At 36.3% G+C, this 21486-nt stretch carries 24 protein-coding genes and 1 tRNA gene; 6 read left to right on the forward strand and 19 right to left on the reverse strand.

The features are described from left to right. The first annotated feature begins 20 nt into the window (after positions 1–20). Positions 21–194, forward strand: a complete 174-nt coding sequence (locus tag BS85_RS0106760; RefSeq protein WP_156938080.1) for a hypothetical protein — start codon at positions 21–23, stop codon at positions 192–194. A 20-nt stretch (positions 195–214) separates the two neighbouring features. Here BS85_RS0106760 and BS85_RS0106765 read toward each other — a convergent pair whose 3' ends face one another. From BS85_RS0106765 to BS85_RS0106830, 15 genes are all read right to left on the reverse strand, one after another. Next, a complete protein-coding gene (locus BS85_RS0106765) occupies positions 215–427 on the reverse strand; it encodes a sulfurtransferase TusA family protein (RefSeq protein ID WP_026944126.1) in 213 nt (70 codons plus the stop codon). A 1-nt stretch (position 428) separates the two neighbouring features. Further along, entirely contained in the window at positions 429–1490 is a 1062-nt protein-coding gene (gene yedE, locus BS85_RS0106770; protein ID WP_026944127.1) for a YedE family putative selenium transporter, read from the reverse strand. Between the two features lie 171 nt (positions 1491–1661). Then, positions 1662–2987, reverse strand: coding sequence for a sodium-dependent transporter (locus BS85_RS0106775; RefSeq protein ID WP_026944128.1), 1326 nt, complete (start codon positions 2985–2987; stop codon positions 1662–1664). Positions 2988–3167: 180 nt separating this feature from the next. After that, positions 3168–3626, reverse strand: coding sequence for a hypothetical protein (locus BS85_RS0106780; RefSeq protein WP_026944129.1), 459 nt, complete (start codon positions 3624–3626; stop codon positions 3168–3170). Beyond that, a complete protein-coding gene (locus BS85_RS11930; protein WP_084310220.1) occupies positions 3623–4063 on the reverse strand; it encodes a T6SS effector amidase Tae4 family protein in 441 nt (146 codons plus the stop codon). The genes BS85_RS0106780 and BS85_RS11930 overlap by 4 nt, the downstream gene beginning before the upstream one ends. Continuing rightward, positions 4024–4317: a hypothetical protein gene (locus tag BS85_RS10885; protein ID WP_051604727.1), complete on the reverse strand. Its 294-nt coding sequence runs from the start codon at positions 4315–4317 to the stop codon at positions 4024–4026. Before BS85_RS10885 ends, BS85_RS11930 begins: the two co-directional genes overlap by 40 nt. 21 nt (positions 4318–4338) lie before the next feature. Beyond that, a complete protein-coding gene (locus tag BS85_RS10890) occupies positions 4339–5031 on the reverse strand; it encodes a hypothetical protein (RefSeq protein WP_051604728.1) in 693 nt (230 codons plus the stop codon). Positions 5032–5154: 123 nt separating this feature from the next. Then, positions 5155–6885: an ATP-binding protein gene (locus tag BS85_RS0106795; RefSeq protein ID WP_026944130.1), complete on the reverse strand. Its 1731-nt coding sequence runs from the start codon at positions 6883–6885 to the stop codon at positions 5155–5157. Beyond that, positions 6870–7793: a cation diffusion facilitator family transporter gene (locus BS85_RS0106800; RefSeq protein ID WP_420537174.1), complete on the reverse strand. Its 924-nt coding sequence runs from the start codon at positions 7791–7793 to the stop codon at positions 6870–6872. Before BS85_RS0106800 ends, BS85_RS0106795 begins: the two co-directional genes overlap by 16 nt. Before the next feature lie 30 nt (positions 7794–7823). Beyond that, entirely contained in the window at positions 7824–8390 is a 567-nt protein-coding gene (locus BS85_RS0106805; RefSeq protein WP_245596310.1) for a hypothetical protein, read from the reverse strand. Continuing rightward, positions 8365–9252, reverse strand: coding sequence for a UDP-3-O-acyl-N-acetylglucosamine deacetylase (gene lpxC / locus BS85_RS0106810; protein WP_026944133.1), 888 nt, complete (start codon positions 9250–9252; stop codon positions 8365–8367). The genes BS85_RS0106805 and lpxC overlap by 26 nt, the downstream gene beginning before the upstream one ends. Further along, positions 9249–9887, reverse strand: coding sequence for a septum site-determining protein MinC (locus BS85_RS0106815; protein WP_026944134.1), 639 nt, complete (start codon positions 9885–9887; stop codon positions 9249–9251). The genes lpxC and BS85_RS0106815 overlap by 4 nt, the downstream gene beginning before the upstream one ends. A 10-nt stretch (positions 9888–9897) precedes the next feature. Then, positions 9898–11343, reverse strand: coding sequence for a M23 family metallopeptidase (locus BS85_RS0106820; RefSeq protein ID WP_034551352.1), 1446 nt, complete (start codon positions 11341–11343; stop codon positions 9898–9900). 235 nt (positions 11344–11578) lie between these two features. Next, on the reverse strand, positions 11579–11899 hold the full coding sequence (locus BS85_RS0106825) for a thioredoxin family protein (RefSeq protein ID WP_026944136.1): 321 nt from the start codon (positions 11897–11899) through the stop codon (positions 11579–11581). A gap of 127 nt (positions 11900–12026) precedes the next feature. Next, a complete protein-coding gene (locus BS85_RS0106830) occupies positions 12027–12740 on the reverse strand; it encodes a YebC/PmpR family DNA-binding transcriptional regulator (RefSeq protein ID WP_026944137.1) in 714 nt (237 codons plus the stop codon). A gap of 167 nt (positions 12741–12907) precedes the next feature. On the opposite strand from BS85_RS0106830, the gene BS85_RS0106835 reads away from it, so the two are divergent. Next, a tRNA-Asn gene (locus BS85_RS0106835) sits at positions 12908–12982 on the forward strand. 125 nt (positions 12983–13107) lie between these two features. On the opposite strand, the gene BS85_RS10470 is transcribed toward BS85_RS0106835, so the two are convergent. Beyond that, positions 13108–13452 (reverse strand): hypothetical protein, encoded by a 345-nt coding sequence (locus tag BS85_RS10470; RefSeq protein WP_034551354.1) that lies wholly within the window; start codon positions 13450–13452, stop codon positions 13108–13110. A gap of 76 nt (positions 13453–13528) precedes the next feature. Here BS85_RS10470 and pseI point away from each other — a divergent pair, with 76 nt between their 5' ends. From pseI to BS85_RS0106865, 4 genes are all read left to right on the forward strand, one after another. Next, positions 13529–14548 (forward strand): pseudaminic acid synthase, encoded by a 1020-nt coding sequence (gene pseI, locus BS85_RS0106845; RefSeq protein WP_026944138.1) that lies wholly within the window; start codon positions 13529–13531, stop codon positions 14546–14548. Between the two features lie 79 nt (positions 14549–14627). Then, positions 14628–14879: a hypothetical protein gene (locus BS85_RS11820; RefSeq protein WP_034551356.1), complete on the forward strand. Its 252-nt coding sequence runs from the start codon at positions 14628–14630 to the stop codon at positions 14877–14879. Between the two features lie 721 nt (positions 14880–15600). Next, positions 15601–15900 (forward strand): hypothetical protein, encoded by a 300-nt coding sequence (locus BS85_RS0106860; RefSeq protein WP_169734695.1) that lies wholly within the window; start codon positions 15601–15603, stop codon positions 15898–15900. 51 nt (positions 15901–15951) lie between these two features. Beyond that, the gene (locus BS85_RS0106865; RefSeq protein ID WP_026944140.1) at positions 15952–16824 is read left to right on the forward strand and encodes a DUF2972 domain-containing protein; all 873 of its coding nucleotides are present in this window, start codon (positions 15952–15954) and stop codon (positions 16822–16824) included. Positions 16825–16914: 90 nt separating this feature from the next. On the opposite strand, the gene BS85_RS0106870 is transcribed toward BS85_RS0106865, so the two are convergent. The 3 genes from BS85_RS0106870 to BS85_RS10480 are packed head-to-tail and all read right to left on the reverse strand — an operon-like array spanning position 16915 to position 21280. Next, positions 16915–18240 carry a YeiH family protein gene (locus BS85_RS0106870; RefSeq protein WP_026944141.1) on the reverse strand — a complete coding sequence of 442 codons (1326 nt, stop codon included), beginning with the start codon at positions 18238–18240 and terminating at the stop codon, positions 16915–16917. Between the two features lie 32 nt (positions 18241–18272). Then, entirely contained in the window at positions 18273–19556 is a 1284-nt protein-coding gene (locus tag BS85_RS0106875) for a siroheme synthase family protein (protein WP_026944142.1), read from the reverse strand. Then, complete coding sequence (locus BS85_RS10480) at positions 19556–21280, reverse strand: nitrite/sulfite reductase (protein ID WP_051604729.1); 1725 nt, start codon at positions 21278–21280, stop codon at positions 19556–19558. The genes BS85_RS0106875 and BS85_RS10480 overlap by 1 nt, the downstream gene beginning before the upstream one ends. Between the last annotated feature and the right edge of the window lie 206 nt (positions 21281–21486).

A 21486-nucleotide genomic window follows, 5' to 3' on the forward strand; every position in this document is an offset into this window, starting at 1 on the left:
GCACCTTGTCATTGCGAGGAGTGAGTGCAGAGAGAGGCAAAGCAATCTATAATCTAGCATCCTTTAAAGATTCCATTGCAGAATCAGGGGTTGATAAAGTTATGAATTGCCACGAGATTCTAGCAAATCTCTCGCAATGGCAAGGAATTTCTATTAGCCTTTGGCTATCACATAATGACGAAGTGGTAATCTAGCATTCATCAAATTTAAACTTTCAAGCTTTCTTTAAAATAAACTCAAAATCCTCCTCTTGTTGTATTTCGCTTGCCACAGCATATCCGCTATTTTTGGCAAGTCTGCGGATATTGTCGCTACTTGCTCCACAGCTACAAAGCACTCGAATCTCACTCTCGCCTCTATCTAATAAAGGCTTGAGGTTTAGCACAGGTTCAGGGCAACTAAGCCCCCGTACATCAAGTTCTACCATTTTAACTCCTTTTTTCTCTAGCAAACACTGCTACAAGCAGACAAAATACGAATCCAGCAGCTACAGCCACAGGAGCATTTGCTCCAATTCCAGCAGGGGAGCTTGCAAGTCCAAAATTATGCGCAAAAGCTGCTCCAACAAGCAATCCAAGCACAAAAACTGCTGCATCTCCATCTCCCTCACCAGAGAGAATAATTTGTCTTCCCGGACAACCGCCCGCTAGGGTAAATGCGATTCCAGCTAACGCCATTCCTAAAAAATTCCAAAGTGTATCGTTATGCGCAATAGGTTGTCCGCTAAATCCCGGATTGAAAAACCCAAGCGCAAGATTGGTGAAAAATGCTGCTATAACAAGCGCAATAACACCTTGCAAAATATGTGTATCACGCATTAGAATCGTATCGCGTACCGCAGCTATCATACAAAAACGACTTTTTTGGAAAATTGCCCCCAAGAATAATCCTGCAACAAGCGAAATGATAAGTGGTGCGTGCATTGAACCCGGACCTTTGCTAGAGAATTTAATCGGAGCATTTGTGTCCATAAGCCCCCACACCAAAAGCCCAAGCAAAAGGAGTGCAAAAATTGGGAAAATAAGCCCTACAATTTTGCTTGTTGGGCGATTTCTGCCAAGTGAGAATCCACGCCTTAAGAAAAAGACGCCAATCAAGATTCCAAAAATAAGTCCAAACACACCTGCAATCGCAGTCCAATCCCCAGCACTAAGTCTTAGCCACATTCTCCAAGGGCAACCCAAAAAAACCAATGCGCCAATCATTGCAAAGATTCCAAGTCCAAACCGCACGATAGGGGCAGAACCTGTGCGTGGACGAAATTCGCGCGTAAAAAAAGACACAAGAAGCGCACCAATGATTAAACCAATAATTTCAGGGCGAATATATTGCACAATACCTGCTTGATGTAAGTTTAATGCACCTGCAATATCACGCGTAAAACACGCAGCGCACATACCCATATTGCCCGGATTCCCTAAATATACCAAAATGGGTGCGAGAACCCCAAGCGCAATTCCTGCCAAAATAGGCAAAATCGCCAATTTCATAAAAACTCCTAAAACGAATAAATAACAGCTAGAAAAGTTCAGTAGAAAGAAGAGCTGTTTGCTTAACCCTTAAGCTAATTGTGAATTATAGAAAAACTTTGCTTAAAATTTAAATTCAAGGATTCGCATTGGTTGAATGCTTCCTTGAGTTTGTCTTATTTTGAAAAATTTTCAGATGAGATTAATCATTGCAGCTAGGATTCCAAGTGGAGCAATGAAGCGAATCACAAAATACCAGATTCTAAAGCTTATTCCTGTTAAATTTCCCTCAAGCATCGCATATACGCGCTCTTTAGGTAGAATCCAACCCATATAAAGACACATAAAAACTCCTGCTAATGGGAGCATAAAGGAGCTAGTTAAATAGACTAGCCAATCAAAAAGATTTTTATCAAAGAAAGTTAAAGGCGCAGAAAAAGCAGTTGTATTGCTAAGCAATGCGATAATGCCTAACAAATATGCACTAATGACGCTGATGAGGTTTGCTTTATATCTTTGCATAGAGAAACGTTCAATCAAATAACTATTAAGAGGTTCTAGCATAGAAACCGCCGAAGTAATACCTGCAAAAATCAAAGAAATAAAGAATAAAAACGCAATGACTTGTCCGCTAACACCCATATTTGCAAAAATGAGAGGTAGAGAAATAAAGACTAATCCAACGCCCTCTGTTGGTTCTGCACCATAACCAAAGATGAAGGTAAAAATAACTAAACCTGCCACAAGACAAAATAAAAAATTAAGCAAGGCAATGATGATTGCAAAACGGACAAAATTTCCGTGTTTTGGCATAGAATTAGAATAAGTTAAAATCACTCCAACGCCCAAAGAGAGTGAGAAAAAAGCTTGTCCGATTGCGCGAATAATGACTTCAGGGGTGATTTTTTCAAAATTTGGACTAAAGAGAAATTTAAAGGATTCCATAAAAGAATCTTGCAACATAGAATAAACGAGCAATCCCAAAAAGATAAATAAAAGCAAGGGCATTAAAATGAGATTTAATTTTTCAATCCCAGCCTTTACGCCACGATTTAAGACATATGCACAGAGTGCAACAACTAGGAGATGCCATAGCATTTGCCATAAGATTTGACTGCTGACAAACCCTCCCCATAAGCTTTGTGTAGCTTCTAAAGTCTTAGGCATTCCTATAATGCTTAAAAACATATAATGCACTAACCAGCCTAAAACAACGACATAAAAGGCAAAAATTAGAACACCAGAAATGACCATAAAGCCACCATATTTTAAAAATTTTAGATTTTTGGGCGCAAAAGATTCAAAGGTGCTTACGCTATTTTGCCCACTTGATTTACCAAAGAGCATTTCTACAATAAAAACACTAACGCCAAAAAATAAAAAAGCCAATACAAACACAAGGACAAATGCAAAACCCCCATTTTGCCCCACCAAATAAGGGAATCCCCAAATCCCACCCAATCCAATAGCACTACCTGCAGTGGATAATACGAATCCTGCTTTGGAAAATCTTGTCATAAAACCGCCTAAAAAGAATTTTAAAGTGTATCTTAGCAGAATCAGAGGCGAAAAATAAAGGTTTTTTTGAGAAAAGAAATATTTTTTATCAAGAATGTAACTTGGATTCCGTAATCACTCCTGCACTCTCTGCTAAGAGTAATGTAATCATTAAAAATACAACAATTAAGAGAATTTAGATTATTTACATTCCTTGCAGTATTTTTTCACAATGCGTTCGACTTCGGCTTGGTATTCTTTAAGCTCATAAACCATAAGGCATTTAAAGGGTTGGTATGTGTAATCTATTTTATATTTGCTAGTCCATCTAGTGAGATTTTCTACAAATGTTAGAAATTGTGTGATATTGTCTTCGTTCTTATCATCAAAGAATAATGGCATATTCAGCTTTTCTTTGATTATATAATACACTTCGCCCTTATCGTCATCAACAAATTTTTTAATACAATAGCGGAATCCTAATTTTTTTAGTGCATCAACTTTTAACTCAAACGTGAAATCTTGGTTTGCAAATGCTCTTGTGCGTGAATTATTTCCATCAGCGTCCTTATAAGATGATTCTCCAAGCACCTCTGTTCCAGTCCATCCAAATACGATATTTATCCCAATTAACATAGTTGCTAATATTATTTTTTTCATATTAATTCCCAAAAATATAGTTTTTCAATAACGACCCAATCTCTTTTGTCAAGTAAGTAATTGGTATTGTCTATGAATTGTTTCTTTTTCCCATTCCATAACGTGATATGTCCATTAGCGTTGTCCCACCCATTAATTATCATTGCTACCACTCCACTTTTATCAAACTTTGAAAATTCGTTATTGTAAAAATCAGTATTTTCTTGCTTTGTTTGCATAGATTTAGGATTATATGGTTCATCAGCATTTCCCCAAACGCTTTTTGAATGAAGAAAATTGATTGTATTAATAACTCCTGTTATATAAAGATATTCTTTGTCTTTGCCATACATAGAGTTATATTCTTTTACTTTAATTTCAGTATGAAGTGGCATTCCCCCATAATTTAAAGCATAACTTATAGAGGAGTTCCACCAACCAAAGCATATCTTTGCCATATAGAATCATCATAATTGTTGTTTATGATTTGCTCTATCACCTCTTTGGCTGTTTGCTCTGCTGCTTTTTGTGAGAAGCCATACCATTTACCCTTATCTATAATAGCTTGTTTAAATATTTCTTGCAAGTTTTTATCGTTTGGATTGGCAGTATTGATTTTATTGTATGCCTCTCTCACACTCTTCCAACTTGGTCTTTTGCATTCTATGCTTACAGATTTATCTCCACAAGTTGCTGTTATTTTTATGCTCATTTATACTCCTTTTATTTAGGATTATTTATCTTTAAAAGCATTTTCAATAAATACTTCATTATTATCATTCACTTTCCCTTTGAGAGTAAAGCTATTATCTTGTGTTTTTACTTCTACCCCTACTTCCTCCCCCTCATTATATCCTTGTGTTCTTATATGTAAGTTTATATCTTGTGAATGTCTTGAGATGTCCTTAAGCTTTGTTTTGTTCTCTCCATAAGAAAAATATATTTCTGTGATTTGCTTTTCTTCCTCTTGTGTAGAATCTTTGTGTGAGTTACAATGGGATTCCATAGTGCTTTGTGTATTAAGTCTTGCATTTTCACTTTGTTTAGCCTCTCCCTCCCTTGCTTTATTTCCTTTCTCATTTAAATACACAAGATTATGAGACGTTTTATTTTGCAATGTAAGAGGAAAGCCTTTATCCGTAAGAATTGTTGGAATCTGACTTTGTAAAATTACTCCACTGCCATTTACCTCTAAGATTGAGGAAATTGCATTGGGTGGGATAGTAGAAACTTGTGTGCAAGGAGTAGGAATCCCTGCGATATTGTTTGTGCAACCTATGATAGGAGAATGAAGTAAATCGGATTCTGTAATTACTCCTACGCCCTCTACTTCAAGTAAATTTCCACAAATGCTTTTTAATTGCACGATTCCTTTATGAGGACAAGTGAGTATGTCAGATTCTAAAAGAGGATTCGTCTCATTCATAAAGAATCCTTATAATCAATTTATTAGACAAATAAAATTGTAACCAATTTTCTTGAATCTCTCAAGTTTTTATGTTTTTGGGAAATTTTATCTTGGGAGAATTATGCAATCAAAAATAAGGGATTAAGTATGGAATCCCATTTCTCGCCCCCCATCAAAGTTGGAGTTTAGTTCGCGTTTGATTTCATCTAAAAAGCTTTGTGTTTCAAAGAGTGGTTTGGGAAGACTTGCAATATTGTAGGCAGTATTTTTAACTACAAGCGCAATTTGTCCTCCACTTAAGGCAAATTCAGCAAGTTTGTTGAGATTAAAATTTTTCTCAAAAGGTGCATTTTTGGGGAGTAATTTCTCCCAAAGTTTAACGCGCTCATTGAAATTTGGTTTTTTAAATTCAATTTTATAGTTGAAACGTCTTGAAAAAGCGGTATCCAATGTTTCTAGTAAATTGGTTGTAGCAATGAGGATTCCATCAAATCTTTCAATTTGTTCTAAAAAAATATTTTGCATTTGATTGTGCATTTTGTCTGCTCCGCTTCCATTGGTGGTGCGTGTGCTTAAAAATTGGTCTGCCTCATCTAGTAACAAAATAGGAGTTTGTTTGCTTCTAGTGCATAATTCTTTGTAGGATTCAAAAATTTTGCGGACATTTTTTTCGCTTTCCCCCACATACATAGAGAGAATTTTGGAGCAATCAAAACTTAAAACGGGTTTTTTGAGTGATTTGGCTAGAGCTAGAGCTGTGAGTGTTTTGCCTGTGCCTGCAGCCCCATAGAAGATAATTTTTGCATCAATCCCGCGTTTTGTGTCTTTGATTCCCCAGTCTTTTAGGTGTTGCAAGACTTTAGAATCCATTTGCTTGAGTAAAGTTTCAAGTGTTGTTTTAGTGCTTGGGCTTAATACAACTTCGCTTAATGGGACTTTGGGTTGCAAAAACTCAAAGATTTCTTGCTCCAAAACAAGGGATTTTAGGCTGATACGTTCTTTTTTGCTATGGTTTTGTGAATGAGTGATTCGTTTGAGAATCTCATCAGGGATAAAAAAAGTGCGATTAATCCCACCAAAAGGGCTTAAGATTTCATCATAATCCACCAAGCCTTTTTCCACTAAGCGACTTCTATCGTCTAAAAGTGTGCGATTCTGCATTCGTTCATAATCATTCATACTAACAAGATTTATCAAGACATTTAATTCGCGCCCTTCGCTTTCTTTTCCTAGATATTCTTCCCGTAAGAGAGCAATAAAAATGATTTTCTCTTGTGTATTAAGATTGTATTCTTTAAATAAAATTTCTAAACTTAATTTTTCTTTTGTTAAATCTAAACGCTCGTTAATTCTTTGTTGGAGTAGCTTGAATTTCTGCATACCTTTGTTGAGGAGTGGTGAAGTATGATTATCTTTTTTGTAAGGGCTTAAGCTGTGCAGTAATTCAATGGATAAAAATTGGTCTTTGAGGTATTCTAAGTGATCATTGTAGGGTGCGATTTTTGGAAGTTTGGGGTTAATCTCTCCCTCTTCAAGGAGCTTTAAAAAGCTAGAACTTAGGCTAAAGGCAGTGTTGATTAATTCTAGTAAAATCACTTCTTGATTTAAATTTTTCAAAAAACTTTGTTGGTTAATCCAGCCCAATTCCAAAAGATTTTTAAAATAAGGCAGATATTCTAAAATTGCCACTTCATTTTGTGGGCTAAAAAGTGTGTTGATAATATCTAAACAAATGTTTTCATCGTTGCCTTTTAAGATTTCTACACATAAATGCCGCAAGATAAGTGCTTCTTTTTGACTGCATTTTAAAAAAGGGTAGATTTTAGTTTTGTGAATGGGGTTAGTTTGTAAAAAGTCTAATAAATACTGCATGCTGCTCCTTCATCATCGTAAGGGTCAAGATGTGTGATGATTTCCCATTTACCCTCTAAGTTTTGAATTGTGCATTCAATTTTATCTGCTACTTTGTGTGCTTCTAGCAAGGAGATATTAGGGTCAAAAACGAGATGAACTTCTACAAAGTTGGTTTCACCACTTTGCCGAGTTTTTAAGTCGTGATAGCTTTGCACTTGTGGGGCAGAGTTTAAAATTTGTTTGATAGAATTTATTTTTTGTTCATCCAATGCCTTGTCTAGCAAAATAAATACGCCCTCTTTAAGCAATCCCAATGCAGAATATGCTACATAGATTCCAATCCCAAATCCAAAGATTGCATCAATAGCGTGAAATTCGGTCCATTGCACAAGTATAAGGGCTAACAATACTGCCATATTGCTCAAAATATCTGTTTTGTAATGTAGAGCGTCTGCCTTGATGACTAGGTTGTTGCTTTTTTTGGCAATATAGTTTAGATAAATTACGAGTGCAGTTGTTAAAACAAGAGAAAAAATCATTACATAAAGCGAATAATCTAAGTGTGCTAACTCTCCGCCAAAAATAAGTTTTTTGCAAGATTGATAGAGGATAAAGATTCCAGAAACTAAAATCACGCTACCCTCAATGACAGCAGCAAGAGATTCTATTTTCCCTCTACCATAATTAAAATCAGAATCTGCGGGTTTTTCGGCTTTTGTAACCGCATAGAGATTAAAAAGTGAGGCGGATAAATCTAGTAAAGAATCAATCGCACTAGCAAGAATCGCCACTGAACCGCTTAGGATTCCAACGATGAATTTTACTACAATAAGGACAAAAGCAGTCAAGCTTGAAACGATTGTTGCTTGACGTTGAAGGCTTATTTTAGGCTTTTTTGAAAAATCTGTGGAACAATTATTGGGCATAGGGTTTGTTGAAAGAGACATTGACAACCTTTAAACGGGTGGGAGTAAATAAAGAGGTTTTAATTGCGTATCAAAAAGTGCAAGATTTAAAAAATCAGGCAAGACAAAAGGTTGCATTGGGGGTGGTGAATCATAGTTGCGCAAAGTGATTCCCATTTCTCTTGCTTCTTTTTCTAGGGGTTGGGATTTGAAAGCTTTATCTGTTGGAGCTAGAATCTCTCCTTTTGTGGGATATTCTTTGATGAAATAGCAGTTTCCATAGGCTTTAATGGGGGAATTAGCGTTAAAATAAAAGGCATTTGTGGCATAAAGTTTTATATTTTGTGTAATCTCTAGGGTTTTAGCAAAGAGATAGATTAGTTTTAAAGCCATAAAACTGCCCGGACCACGCACGAAATATAGACTATCAAAAGCAACCTTTTGTTTTTGGAGGTTGATAAAAAATGGTATCAAGTTATCACTTAGAGGATTGGAAATTTGATAGGATTCCATTAGTTTCCACTTTTCTTTTGTTTTGGTATATATCCCTAGCAGTGTAGGCTTACCTGAAAGATTGGGTAAGATTAAAATTTTATGCATTTTGCAGGGCGTATTCATAAATTTTTTGGGATTCCTCACTTTCTACAATCTCATAAGTCTCACTATTTTCCAAAAGCTTTTTGGTAAGCAAATGGTTAAGTTTGTGGCTACCTGCATACGAAATATATGTGCCAAGTAGCGGAATCCCAAGCAAAGACATATCGCCAATCGCATCAAGAATTTTATGGCGGACAAATTCTTCTTTATAACGCAAACCCTCTTTGTTTAGAATCGTAGTATCATCTAATACGATTGCGTTATCTAACGAGCCACCCAAAGCAAGTCCTATGGAGCGCAAATATTGCACTTCATTTAGAAATCCAAAGGTTCTAGCGCGTGCAATTTCTTCTTTATAACTTTGAGTGGAGAATTTGAATTTGTAGGATTGTGTTCCAATAGCGGGGTGAGGGAAATGGATAGAAAAGTCAAAAATACATTCACTGCTAGGTTCAAACCTTACAAATTTATCCCCTTCTTTTACTTCAATGGGAGCTTTAATTTTTAAAATTTTTTTTGTAGAGGATTGTTTAAGGATACCTGCCTCTTCAAGTAGCATACAATACCCTATACTGCTTCCGTCCATAATCGGCACTTCTTCATTGTCCAATGTGATTCTTAGGTTGTCAATCCCATAGGCGTGAATCGCAGAGAGTAGATGTTCAATCGTAGAGATTTTATATCCCTCTTTAGCAATCACCGTTGCCATTGTAGTATCTACAACATTTTCGGGGTTTAAGGGGATATTTACCCTCACATCACTGCGATAGAAGTGAATCCCGCAATTTTCATCTAAAGGTTCTAAAGTCATTTTTACCGGCACACCTTTGTGTAAGCCAATTCCGACTAATTCTACTTTTTTTGTAATGGTTTGTTGTTTCATTGTAGTTCCTCTATAAGGATTTTATTTTGTGTTTTATAAATTTTGTTTTGAGAATGTTGTAATAATTCTTTGTCTAAAATCTCTCCACCGAAGAGAATATTACCTTCGCCCACTTTACCTAAAATCATATAATCTCCATTGCAAAATATATTTCCATTGATTTCTCCAAAGATTTGAATATTGCCCTCACTTTGAATATGCGCACCGCTATTAATGCGTCCAAAAATTGTTAAATCTCCTTGAGTGATGATTTCTTCGCCACTACGAATGGTGCGATGTAAAACGAGTGTGGGTTTGGTTTGTGGATTCTTTGTTTCTGTATTTTGGGATTCTAGGTTGGATTTATTGTTGGGTAGTATTGTGGATTGTGTATTGGAGTTTTCTAGGCTTAGATGTATTTGTCCCTTTGCTTCGCCTTGTTTTATCTCTAGCGATTCTATAAAATTAAGATTTTTGGAAACTAGGTAATGATAGAGCGAAAGGTTGTTGGTGGAATTGGATTTGATAGGATAAGTAAAAACCATTAAAAAATCTTTTAATAAAACAAAATTTTTTTCAATATAAGCAATCGTTTCTTGTTCGTTCCCTTGTGTAAAAACAAAAGCACGAAAGTTTTTTTGTCTTGCTTGAACCATAAATGCGCCTCTAAAGTTGGTTGATGATGTCTTTGGCTTGTGCAATGATATTGGTAATATTTGTTTTAATCCAAGCAGAATCCATCCATTCTGCATTCCAAACTTCATATCCTTGCACCAGCACACTGAAGTGCAGGTGGTCGCCCAATGCCAATCCCGTATTGCCTGTATTTGCGATAATTGTACCTTTTTCTAAAGAATCCCCTACATTTACTTCTGTGCTTGTTAAATGGGCATAAAGAGTAGAAAGTCCAAGTCCGTGGTAAATCACAAGTGCATTGCCGTCAATTCCTACAAACTCATTGAGCGTAACAACGCCTGCGTTATTTAAAATCACAGGTGCTTGTTTAATGCTTGCAAGATCCAATCCCATATGATGCGATTCGCTGACATTTTCCCCTTGATAGACAAAGGTGCGATGGTCTCCAAAACTTGCCATTACTGCACCATTTTTAAGAGGGGCAAAGGATTGAATGGAAAAATCCTCTATAAAAGATTCTTTATCTACAAACGAAGAGGCATTAAAGACGCGTTCAAATGTTGTTTCGCGCACCTCTTCATTGATGTAGCGAAAAATTGCAAGTTTATTTTCAAAGTCTTCTAAGTTTTTTTCTCCAATTTCTTCTACAAGGGTAGAAATTTTACCATCAATAAATGCATCGGTTAAGGGAATGGTGGAATCCCGATATTGTTTTTTTTGTTTGAAGTAATTAATGGGTGCAATGCTAACATTACCCGCATTATCTTCTGCAATGATTTTTGCATTGAAATCATTATGGAGTTTAGACCAAGCAATTAAGGAAATGTAGAATCCCTCTTTATAGAAAGGCTGGGGTGTGAAGTCTATATTGCCATTATTGATTTTCAAGTCTTTTAAGTTTTCATCTTCTGCTTTAAAGATAATCAAAGCACTCCCGCCTTGTGTGATTTTGTAAGAGTTTGCAACAATCGCAACTTGTGGTTTTTTGGTATCAATTTCAATATTAAATTGTTCTGTGGTTGTATTGCCCTTAAAGAAATTCCATTTGCTCGTGTCTGTTACGCTAACCTCAAGCAAAAGGGATTTTTCATTGGGTTTAAGATTTTTTGGTTTTTGTATGCCAACACAAAAATTTTGGATTGGGGATTGTGCAGTGATATTTTGTGTCAATGGTGCGATATTAGCGTTTTTTGCCACACAGGTTGCACTCTGTTCCGTGAGTTGTTGTGCATCAAGTGGAATCTTTTGCCCATTATCCACAAGGGAGACTTGATAGCTTTTAATCCCGACATTATCGCTAATTTCAATAGGAAATGTTCCTTTAAGATTCCAAGTAGTGCTTTTAAGATGGATTGTGGGAGATTCTTTTTCAAACGAATCGGAGCTTAACATAAACATTCCAAACAAAATAACAACAATCGTTAAAATAAGCCCAAGAACTTTCACAAAACCGCTTTTGGCGCGTGGATTCTGCATTTGCTATCCTTAAAAAATCATTTAAAAATCCTTATATTTTAGCTAAAAAGTGCTTATTTGCAGGTAAAACTAGGATATTTTAGGTTAAGAAATTTAATGAATTTTTCTAAAATCGTAGAATAGTGTTTTAATGTGTTGTGATAATCAATAGGTTGTAGATTTTGATTGTTTGTTTGGTATGAAAATAATTGCTAGTTTTGCGATTCTTGAAGGAATCGCAAAATATTAATAGAAGTTAAGCGTTTAATGCAGTTTGTATTGCTTCTTCAATGAGTGTTTTAGAGTTTGGCTCAACCAATCTTTCACCTACTTCTACACCTTTTTTGTAAAAAATAAGCGTAGGGATTCTGCGCACATTTAAAGAATCCTTTAATGCCTCCTCCTCGTCTGCCATTACAGCAAAAAACTTAACCTGTGTGCCATATTCTTGCATAAGCATTCCGATAATTGGTTCAATTTTGCGACAATCCGGACACCAAGGTGCTCCTACGGCAACGAGACAAACTCCCTCTTTAACTGCATTTTCAAAAGTAGCTTTAGTTAATTTTTCTAGCATTGATTTTCCTTAATGTTAATTTTATAACGAGGAATTTTGAAATAAATTCGCTTAAAGAATCTAAAATGCTATAAAAATAGGTGATTTTGTTACATTGATTATATGGTTTTAGCATTATTGATTTATGTTAAGCAATATTAGTAAATACTGCTTGAACATCGTCATCTTCTTCAATTCTATCTAGCAACTTTTCAATTTCCACTAATTGCTCTTCACTAAATTCCACAGGATTGGTTGCAATGCGTTCTAGTGCGGCTTTTTTAACTTCCAGCTTTAATTCTTCAAGTGCATTAGCAAGTGTTCCAAAACTTGTATAATCTCCATAAATATGGATAACTTCCTCATCTATTTCCATAGAATCTAAACCCGCATCAATGAGTGTAAGTTCTAACTCCTCCAAATCTCCAGCGGTCGCTTTATTGATTTCAAAATGAGCCTTACGAGCAAACATAAATTCCAAAGAATTATTGGTTAGCATTTGTCCGCCAAGTTTATTTGCATAACTCTTGAGGTTTGCCACTGTGCGCGTAGTGTTATCTGTCGCGCATTCTACAAAAAATAATGCGCCGTGAGGAGCTTTAATCTCATAATTTACTTCAGTAATTTGGATTCCGTCCTTTCCTAGAGCGCGTTTAATGGCTGCTTCAATATTGTCTTTGGGCATATTTTGCGCCTTTGCCGCCATAATTGCTGTGCGAAGCTTGGAATTCATTTCGGGGTCTCCACTGCCACCTTCTTTAACTGCAATACTGATAGCTTTGCCCAATTTTGGAAAAAGTTTGGACATCTTATCCCATCGTTTTTCTTTACTTGCTCTTCGGTATTCAAATGCTCGTCCCATAAAAACCTCTATAATTTTAGAATTTTTAAAAAAGCAAATTGTAATATTTTTAAGTTTAAATTTACAAGATATTTGAAGATATTGATTTAAGAATTATTATAATTTCTTGACATTATGAAAAAATTTTTATATAATTTCACCTCATTTTATTTTTTATGAGCTTCTATTCCGGATTAGCTCAGCGGTAGAGTAGGCGGCTGTTAACCGCTTGGTCGTAGGTTCGAATCCTACATCCGGAGCCACTTTACTTCTTAGTATTCAGCGATTCTTTGAAACTCTATTATTGTTTTGCATAGCTAAAAATTATTTTAAATGAATCTAAATTGAGTGAAAATATAAATACAAGAAAGCATTTGAGTTGGATAGATTATTGGTTTCCACCCAAGATTTCATTGAGGTTTTCCATTTGTTGCTGCAAGATTGCTTTGGTTTCGTTAGATTCTAATACTTTTCCAAGTTGCTGAATGCCATTTTGTAATATTTGAGTTTGATTGTCTAAAAATTGTTGCGTTTGATTACTTTCTAAAAATTCTTGAATCCTTTCTTTGTGGGATTGTAGTGTTTCTTGTAAGCCAGAATCCTCTAGTGCATTTTGAAAAGTCTGATTTGCCTTTTCCTCAAGCTCTTTTGCGCTTTTTTCATCGCAACCATTCAATAAAAGCACAGAGGCGAAAACTAGAGTGAGGATTTTGAAACTTTTAACATTTTTCATTCTATAAACCTTTAATTGAAAATATTTTTTCTGATATAATCTTATCAAAATTTGTTGATTTTTAAGGGCTATGGATATGCAAAATGATAAAATTTTTTTAGTTGCGGAGCTTTCTGCAAATCATAATCAAGATAAAAATTTAGCTTTAAAGACGATTAAAGCGGCGAAAGATTCCGGTGCGGACGCAATTAAGTTGCAAACTTATACACCAGATTGTATGAGTATAGATTGCGATTTGGAGGATTTTAGGATTAAGGGGACATTATGGAATGGAAAGAATTTTTACGCGCTTTATCAAGAGGCGATGACGCCTTGGGAGTGGCATAAGGAACTTTTTGATTATGCGCATAATCTTGGGCTTGTATGCTTTTCTACCCCCTTTAGCAAGGAGGGTGTGGATTTTTTGGAGAGTTTAGGGAATCCTATTTATAAGGTAGCGTCTTTTGAGATTGTGGATTTGGAGCTAATCTCCTATATGGCGCGTTTGGGTAAGCCGATGATTCTATCAAAGGGAATCGCAACCAAAGAGGAAATCACAGAAGCCATTGAGGTATGCAAACAAGTGGGCAATACAGATATTACGCTTTTGCAATGCACAAGCTCTTATCCCGCACCGCTTAATAGCGCGAATCTTAGCCTGATTCCAAAGTTAAAGCAGGATTTTGGAGTGGAAGTTGGGCTATCGGATCATACTTTAGGAATTACCGCACCGATTGTTGCTGCAACGCTTGGCGCAAAAGTGATTGAAAAACATTTTATACTAAGTCGCGAACTCGGTGGTGTGGATAGTGCCTTTAGTCTTGAGCCTAGCGAGTTTGCACAGATGGCAAAGGCGGTGCGCGAGGTAGAGGAGCTGCTTGGGATTCCAACTTATGAGCTAAGTCAAAAATCTAAAGAGGGCAGGGCGTTTATGCGATCCTTGTATGTGGTGGAAAACATTAAAAAAGGCGAGAGGATAACCGAAAAATCTGTGCGTTCTATCCGCCCCGGATTTGGAATCGCACCAAAATATTTAAAGCAAGTCATAGGTAAGTGTGCAAGTCGTGATTTGTATCGGGGCAAGGCATTGGAGTTTGGGGATTTTAGCGGTCTTTAAGAATTACTTGGGCTGGATAATTTTACCCCCCCCTTTTTTTTCTGCTTTAATTTCACATTAAATTTCAAAGGAATCCCTAATGTATTGTACTTCCAACACAATGTTTAATCCCCATTCAGCTAAAGAAAGAATACAAAACCATTTAGCCTATAAACTGGGTTTAGCTTTAATAGAATACGATAAACAAAGAAAAGGAATCTCAAAAGAGAACTTTAACACTAAAGAATCTTTAAACCATACAATTAACTCCCATTCCTCTTTAAATCCTAAAGAAAATCTAAAACATTCTATTCCTGTGCGGGGGGGGGGGGCATTTATTAGCTTCTCTTAATCCTCTTTCCTTTTTAAAACTCCTCTTTTGCCTTTATAAAACAAAGAAAACCCATAAAAAACAACAACAACTCTATAAACAAACTATACAACTCTTTCCAAGTTTAAAATATCCCAAACTAGAATCTTGTCAAGACTACAAAGAATCCTTAGCTTATCAATACCATTTAGCCCATCTCTTAGGAGAAGCCTTAAGTAAAGCAGATAAGATTTGGTATAAAGGAGGATATTTTACATTAAGCAAGAAAATAAAAGAAGCTAAACACATTTATAAACTGCACCAAGAATACAAAGAAACACTCAAAGAATTAAATCTTTCTTATTGTTTTATTTCAAAAGAATCTCTTTTAGAACCCCTTTCTTTTTTAAAGGCAATAGAATCCCTAATGCACAAACTAAAATCTCAAGAGAACGATTCTCTTAAGATAGAATCTTTCTTTTCTAAGCTTTTCTCTCAAATACCTTTTTCTACTCAAACACCTTTTCTTTTAAAATATCAAGAGTAAATCCTACAATGGCTTAACTCCAAAGAGTTTAAAGAAAAATATATTAATACCAATCACCCTTATCCTCCTTTATTAAATTCTGAACACTTGAATGCAAAAGTAGAATCTTGCAAGGACAATAAACTTTCTGCTTTGTCATTGCGAGGAACGAACAAAGCGAGAGACAAAGTAATCCATAATGTTGCATACTTTAAAGATTTCATTGCAAAATCAAGGATGGATAAGATTATGGATTGCCACGATTCCACTAACGCAGAATCTTGCAATGATGAATACCAAAGTAAAAGTGCAGAATCTATACAACCTTATCCTAATCTAAGCTATGAGAGCATACCACCTGAACTTGCTTGGGATTTGAATTTGCCATTGCCGAGGAGGTATGATTGTATTTGGGCTTTATTTGGGTTGAGTGGTTGTGCGGCATTTGGAAGTTTTTTAGGAAAATTGGGAACTTCAATGTTGTATGTGGGGGCTTCATTTGATAAAGCCTATAAAAAAGCATATCTTTATTTGTGAGAAAGAAGTTTAAATCTGCTTGTTTGGGTTAGTTTTGATGATAGGAAAGAATTGCATAGGGAAAAATTATTTTCTTTAATGGATTCTGAAGTTCCTCTTTTGATGAATGTAAGGGATTCTGTTGGTAGATTAAAGCACGGAGTAAATCACGGAAGTTTTAAAACTGGAAAAACACAATATTCTATTGATGACCCTATGGAATTGTTGGTGGATAGGGTTACCTATGGGGGGCAAGATAAACCGCATTTGGATATTTTAGGAAATTTTAGCAATGGAAATGTATTCTGCGGTTCTCCAGAGATTTGGATTTATGATAAGATTGTTCAAATGTTACCCAATGCAAAATATGTCAAATATCTTGATATGCAAGAGATTGTGGGAGAGAGAACTTTTGATGCAATGATGAAATTAGCCAAAGAGTTTGGATTTCCTCTGCCACAAGAAAAAGATAGAGAATTTTTTACAAGCAAAATCAACAATCAATACAGATATTTATTGCCTATTACGATTTACATCAATAAAAAGATTCAAGTCTTTGTGCAACAACAAATTCATTCTCCGCAAGATAAAATAGATATTCTCCCTAGGCTCTCTTTGGATTCTTTTGGAATGAAAGTGGGGCTTTTTGTTGATAAAAGTGATTTTGAAAAAATAATGCAAGACTCTGCTTTGAGGCAAAAGATAGCAGAGAAAATGCAGGAGTATTTAAGGCTTCTTAAAGCTAAGACAACCAGCATTGAAGCAAACAAGGTAACAGAATCTCAAGTATTAGAATACTTTAAAGAAAACCCCCAAATACGCAAAGTTTATAAGGGTTATTTTGATAAGGAATTTACGCACATTAAGGCAAATCGTCCCGACATTGTAGAATCTTGGAAATATTATCAAGAATTTGAAAGAATGTGTGAGGAGTTGGATAAATAAGCTTAAAAATTGTATTAAAGATTCTTATGGATTGATATGTGGTTGCGTCCTTGAGTGGGGTTTGTCTGCTAGCAAGGACGCAATACCCGCTTAGCGCATAAAGTTTGTCCAAAATTCCTCAAAAATATAAGATGAAAGCAGATAGCCAAGCGGTAAATTGACTGCTACACCAAGCGTAAATGCCACAAAGGGTTGATAGCCCACAGCAATAATTTTCTTAAACTGCGTATTTAAACCAATACAAAGAAAAGTCCAAGTAAAAACCCAATTACGCAAAGTTTTAATCAAACCTAGCGCTTCTTTAGAGAATTGTTGGTTATTTGCAGAATCTAGGTTCAGGGTAAAGAGGCTTACAAGCACAGAGGCAATAAGGAATCCTAAAATAAACTTCGGAAATCTCTCCCAAATCGTTCCGATACCAACTTGCGTATTTTCTTGTTTATGCCATACCGCAACAGATAGAAATGCTACAAGCACCGCCCAAATCCCGACAAACATATCCCTGCCAATCACTTTGATGAGTGTAAAAGCTGCAATCGCGCGTTCATCGCCAATGGATTGTGCGGCGGCTAATCCTGCGGAATCGGCAAACTCTGAAGTGCCAATCCAAGCCCCAGCTACTCCAGCGTCTAAGCCTAATGCCTTACAAAAAAGTGGCAGTAAAATCACCATTACCACAGCCCATAAAACAACAATGCTAATGGCAAGGCTGATATGTTCTTGTTTTGCCTTTGCGGCATTTCCAATCACGATTGCTGCACTCACGCCACAAATAGAGCCTCCAGCTCCCAAGGTTGCACCAAAGCTTGGGTCTAGCTTAAAAAGCTTTGTTGCGGCAAAATAAATCGTCCAAAAAGTAATAATTGTAATGATACAAGCTTGTAAAATCGCGATTCCACCCGCGTTGATTAAAAGCGTTAAAGGTAAGGTTGCGCCCATAAGGACGATTCCAATTTTGACATAAAATTCTGTGAGCAAGGAATCCTTAAACCATTGCGGAAGATTTGCAAAATTTCCCAAAACTAATCCAAGCAGAAGCGCAACTAAGGGGGATTCTAGTTGATATTCTTTGGCTTGTGAGTGGCTACTGATTAAAAACACAAGAATACTAAGGAGAAATAAAATGCTAAAGCTCACAATAAAGGGCTTAAATTTTTTATTTAAGAATCTTGAAACAATGCCAAACCAAACTCCAAAGAAACAAAACAAAACGACAAAGTTTAAAATGGAGAGATTCTTAAAGGCACTCAAAATATCTGCCCCATTCCAAGAGGCAAACTTAACATTTAAAGTTTGAATCACAGAGAATCCGCCAAAAAACCAAAAGGCACTAATGCCCAACACTAAAAATAAGCCAATAATATTAGCCCAACTGTCCTCTTTTGCTAACCATTTAATTTCTTTAATTTCTTTCATTTTTAACCTTAATTTTTAAATTGTTGATAAATTTATAAAATGATTCTTTGCCCTACAAAGGGCATACAGAGGCATTCTCCTACTGCTTTGCCTAGTATTAAGATTGCGGGTTTATCACAGAGTTTAGCCATTTGTTCTAATTGTCCCAATGTGCCAATAATGGACTTTTGCTCCTTGGAATCCACTTTGGAAATGAACGCTGCAGGAAGTGAAAGCGGGATTCCAAGCTCTTTGGAGTTTTGAACGATTTTATCTGCGAAGCTATAAGCCATCATTACGATGAGGGTATAAGGAGAACCTTTAAGATAATGTAACCATTCTGTGTGAAAAATACTCTCCCTTAAATGTGCAGACACAATCAGCACACCTGCACTCACCCCGCGCAAAGTTGGCGTGATTCCGCTGCTTAAAGCCCCATTTAAGCTTGAACTTAGCCCACTAATGCACTCCACCTCAATATTATGAGATTTTAGGAAGCTTCCCTCCTCAAAGACTCTGCCAAAAATCACGGGGTCTCCGCCCTTTAGTCTGCCGACATTCTTGCCCTCTTTGGCATATTTTAGCATTAGCGCATTGATAGCTTCTTGCGTGTAGCTTGGTTTGCCCTTTTGTTTGCCAACACTAATGCAAGTAACGCCAAGATTCTCTAAAAGATTCCAAATTTCTTTGCCGATGAGATTATCCAAAAGTGCCACATCAAGAATCTCAAAAGTCTCCAATGCCTTTAAAGTCAAGCTCTCAATACTATTTGGACCACAACCGATGATGAAAACCTTGCCTAGCGATTCCGTGCATTCTGCTTTGATTTGCGCCTTTTTGGATTCATCTATTTTGCAATTTTGGCGCATTTTCTTAAGCTTTTCTACTAAAGGCACGAGGGAATTTGGCAAGATTCTAGCGACTTTATCCCTTATGCTTTGGGCTAGAATTGGACTTGCGCCATTGGTGCTAACAAGCACACTTAAATCCTCATAACGCGCAATTGCTCCAAAGTAAAAATCGCATAATTTAGGATTATCCACGACATTTAAAAGGAATCCAAACTCTTTACGCTTTTCCCACAAATACACCCCAAGATTCTCATCTCCACTTGCGTCAATGATAAGCTCAAAGCTTTGCAGGGCGGAATCTTGAATCGCTCCAATTTCTACATTGCAATTCTCAAAATAGGAATCCTTTATCGCTTTTGCGATGATTTGGACTTCCCATTTGGAATCTTTTAATGCAATATGTTTTTGTTTGGCAACACTCCCAGCACCAATTAGTAGCGTTTTCTTGGGTGTTAATGCGATAGGAAGTGTAAAGGAATCTTGCATTAATTTTCTTCTCCAATACCATTTTTCTTTAAAGATACAGAAAATAATTCCTCGCTACTCCAATCATAATAAGGCTTGGGATTCTCTGCAAATTCAGGAATTTTTGCAAACGATTCTGCAATTTTGATAATTTCTTCCTCGCCACTAGAATCCACCCAATCTTCAAAGGTTTTAAATTCCTTTTTAACTTCAAGGAATCGGGTAAGGACTTTATAGACAAATTCAGGCAGATAGAAAGCTGCGATTTGGGTGATTTTTTTAGCAAATCTTGTTTTTCCCTCCTCTACAATTCCTCCTGCTACGACATTATAGGCAGGGTAGGGGATTCCGCCTTGTCGTTGGATTTTGCCAAAGAATCCTAAATTTGCAGTGAAATGGTTACCGCATGAATTTGGGCAGCCCGAGAGTTGAATCCTGAAGTCTTGCAGTGCGTCCAAATCTATTTTTGATTGAAGCAAATACTTCTCAATCTCTAGCACTGCTCCTCTAGGACGCGCGATTCCAAGCTGACAAGTTGCCGCACCCGTGCAAGCGACCATATCACCAAAAATTGTTGCTTGTCTGCTTTGGTAAGAAAACTCCGTAAGAATTGGATAGAGTTTTATCATTTGCTCGGCACTTAGATTCCTTACATAAAGATTCTGATTCTGACCAAAAGCAATGCAATGGGGATTTGCATTTTTTAGTATATTTGCTAATTTTTCTGCGCTTTTGTAGGGAATATCGCCTAGAGTAAGCGGCACTTTAGCGTAAAAATAGCCACTTTGCTTTTGCTCTCTTACAAAGCGATTCCACCAAAGTTTTTCCTCTTTTGTCATTTTTGGCAAAGCTTTGCGCTCTAGTTTTGGGGGTTTGATAGAAGATTTTGAGATTTTAATCTCCCAATCTTTCTGTGATTCTTGGATAGAATGTTTTTCTTGCTCTATGCGTTTTGTTAGCTCCTCAATGCCAATCTTATCAGCTAAGAATCTTAGTCTTGCAGAATGCTTGTTTTCTCGATTGCCATATTTATCAAACACTTGCTTTACGGCTTGGGCAAATAAAAAGCATTCTTTAGCGGGTAAAAAATCTGTAATCTTATGCCCCAAACGGCTTTTTGAACCCATTCCCCCAGCAATATAGACGATAAATCCTTTTTTGTTGCCTTTTTTAGTGGCGATGAATCCCACATCTGTAATGGTTGCGGTGGCTCTATCGGCTTTGGAACTTGAAAAAGAAATTTTAAATTTACGCGGTAGATTAAAGGAATCTTTGAGGGCTAACATTCTTTCTGTGATTGCATTAGCATAGGGTTGAATGTCAAACACATCATCTTTTGCAATTCCAGAGAGTGCATCTCCTACGATTCCGCGCACACAATTTCCTCCACTTCCACGACCACTAAGCCCTAGTTTGTGTAATTCTTGCGTAACAAGGCAGAGATTTTCAAAATCCACATAATGCAATTGAATCCCTCCTCTTGTGGTAATATGCAAACTTTGATTAGCATAATTTTGGGCTAGTTTAGAAATTCCGAGTAATTGTTTGGGTGTGATTTGTCCCCCGTGAGTTTTAATGCGAATCATATAAGTATTTTTTTCTCTTTGCTCATAGATTCCATAAGGCACACGAATTGCCTTGAAAGTTGCTTCGTCTAGTTTGCCATTTTTAAAATCCTCGCAACTTTTACTTAGGAAGTTGAAATCATTTTCCAAAACAGAGTTTGGTATTGTGTAATAACTCATAAAAATCCCTTAAATATTGAATGATAAGGGAGAAATTATACTTTCTAAATTCTTAAATTTTTATAAATACATATTGTATTTTAAAATAATAATAAAAATATCACTTTATCCTCCTCCCCCCTTCTTTTTAACCTCCCCTTAAGCTTTCTTAGATATAATTCCACTTCCTTTTTTGCAAATTTTTAACTTTCTCTTTCTTAAACGGG

The sequence above is a fragment of the Helicobacter rodentium ATCC 700285 genome (genome assembly GCF_000687535.1).
GTDB lineage: Bacteria > Campylobacterota > Campylobacteria > Campylobacterales > Helicobacteraceae > Helicobacter_D > Helicobacter_D rodentium.

Coding starts and splice junctions, on each gene's coding strand:
- BS85_RS10885 (WP_051604727.1), bottom strand. CDS start 4,317: ATGAGCATAAAAATAACAGCAACTTGTGGAGATAAATCTGTAAGCATA.
- BS85_RS0106815 (WP_026944134.1), bottom strand. CDS start 9,887: ATGGTTCAAGCAAGACAAAAAAACTTTCGTGCTTTTGTTTTTACACAA.
- BS85_RS0106775 (WP_026944128.1), bottom strand. CDS start 2,987: ATGACAAGATTTTCCAAAGCAGGATTCGTATTATCCACTGCAGGTAGT.
- BS85_RS11930 (WP_084310220.1), bottom strand. CDS start 4,063: ATGGCAAAGATATGCTTTGGTTGGTGGAACTCCTCTATAAGTTATGCT.
- BS85_RS0106780 (WP_026944129.1), bottom strand. CDS start 3,626: ATGAAAAAAATAATATTAGCAACTATGTTAATTGGGATAAATATCGTA.
- BS85_RS10890 (WP_051604728.1), bottom strand. CDS start 5,031: ATGAATGAGACGAATCCTCTTTTAGAATCTGACATACTCACTTGTCCT.
- BS85_RS0106825 (WP_026944136.1), bottom strand. CDS start 11,899: ATGCTAGAAAAATTAACTAAAGCTACTTTTGAAAATGCAGTTAAAGAG.
- BS85_RS0106795 (WP_026944130.1), bottom strand. CDS start 6,885: ATGCAGTATTTATTAGACTTTTTACAAACTAACCCCATTCACAAAACT.
- BS85_RS10480 (WP_051604729.1), bottom strand. CDS start 21,280: ATGAGTTATTACACAATACCAAACTCTGTTTTGGAAAATGATTTCAAC.
- BS85_RS0106875 (WP_026944142.1), bottom strand. CDS start 19,556: ATGCAAGATTCCTTTACACTTCCTATCGCATTAACACCCAAGAAAACG.
- pseI (WP_026944138.1), top strand. CDS start 13,529: ATGCAAAATGATAAAATTTTTTTAGTTGCGGAGCTTTCTGCAAATCAT.
- yedE (WP_026944127.1), bottom strand. CDS start 1,490: ATGAAATTGGCGATTTTGCCTATTTTGGCAGGAATTGCGCTTGGGGTT.
- lpxC (WP_026944133.1), bottom strand. CDS start 9,252: ATGAAACAACAAACCATTACAAAAAAAGTAGAATTAGTCGGAATTGGC.
- BS85_RS10470 (WP_034551354.1), bottom strand. CDS start 13,452: ATGAAAAATGTTAAAAGTTTCAAAATCCTCACTCTAGTTTTCGCCTCT.
- BS85_RS0106800 (WP_420537174.1), bottom strand. CDS start 7,793: ATGCCCAATAATTGTTCCACAGATTTTTCAAAAAAGCCTAAAATAAGC.
- BS85_RS11820 (WP_034551356.1), top strand. CDS start 14,628: ATGTATTGTACTTCCAACACAATGTTTAATCCCCATTCAGCTAAAGAA.
- BS85_RS0106860 (WP_169734695.1), top strand. CDS start 15,601: ATGGATAAGATTATGGATTGCCACGATTCCACTAACGCAGAATCTTGC.
- BS85_RS0106820 (WP_034551352.1), bottom strand. CDS start 11,343: ATGCAGAATCCACGCGCCAAAAGCGGTTTTGTGAAAGTTCTTGGGCTT.
- BS85_RS0106765 (WP_026944126.1), bottom strand. CDS start 427: ATGGTAGAACTTGATGTACGGGGGCTTAGTTGCCCTGAACCTGTGCTA.
- BS85_RS0106870 (WP_026944141.1), bottom strand. CDS start 18,240: ATGAAAGAAATTAAAGAAATTAAATGGTTAGCAAAAGAGGACAGTTGG.
- BS85_RS0106805 (WP_245596310.1), bottom strand. CDS start 8,390: ATGAATACGCCCTGCAAAATGCATAAAATTTTAATCTTACCCAATCTT.
- BS85_RS0106830 (WP_026944137.1), bottom strand. CDS start 12,740: ATGGGACGAGCATTTGAATACCGAAGAGCAAGTAAAGAAAAACGATGG.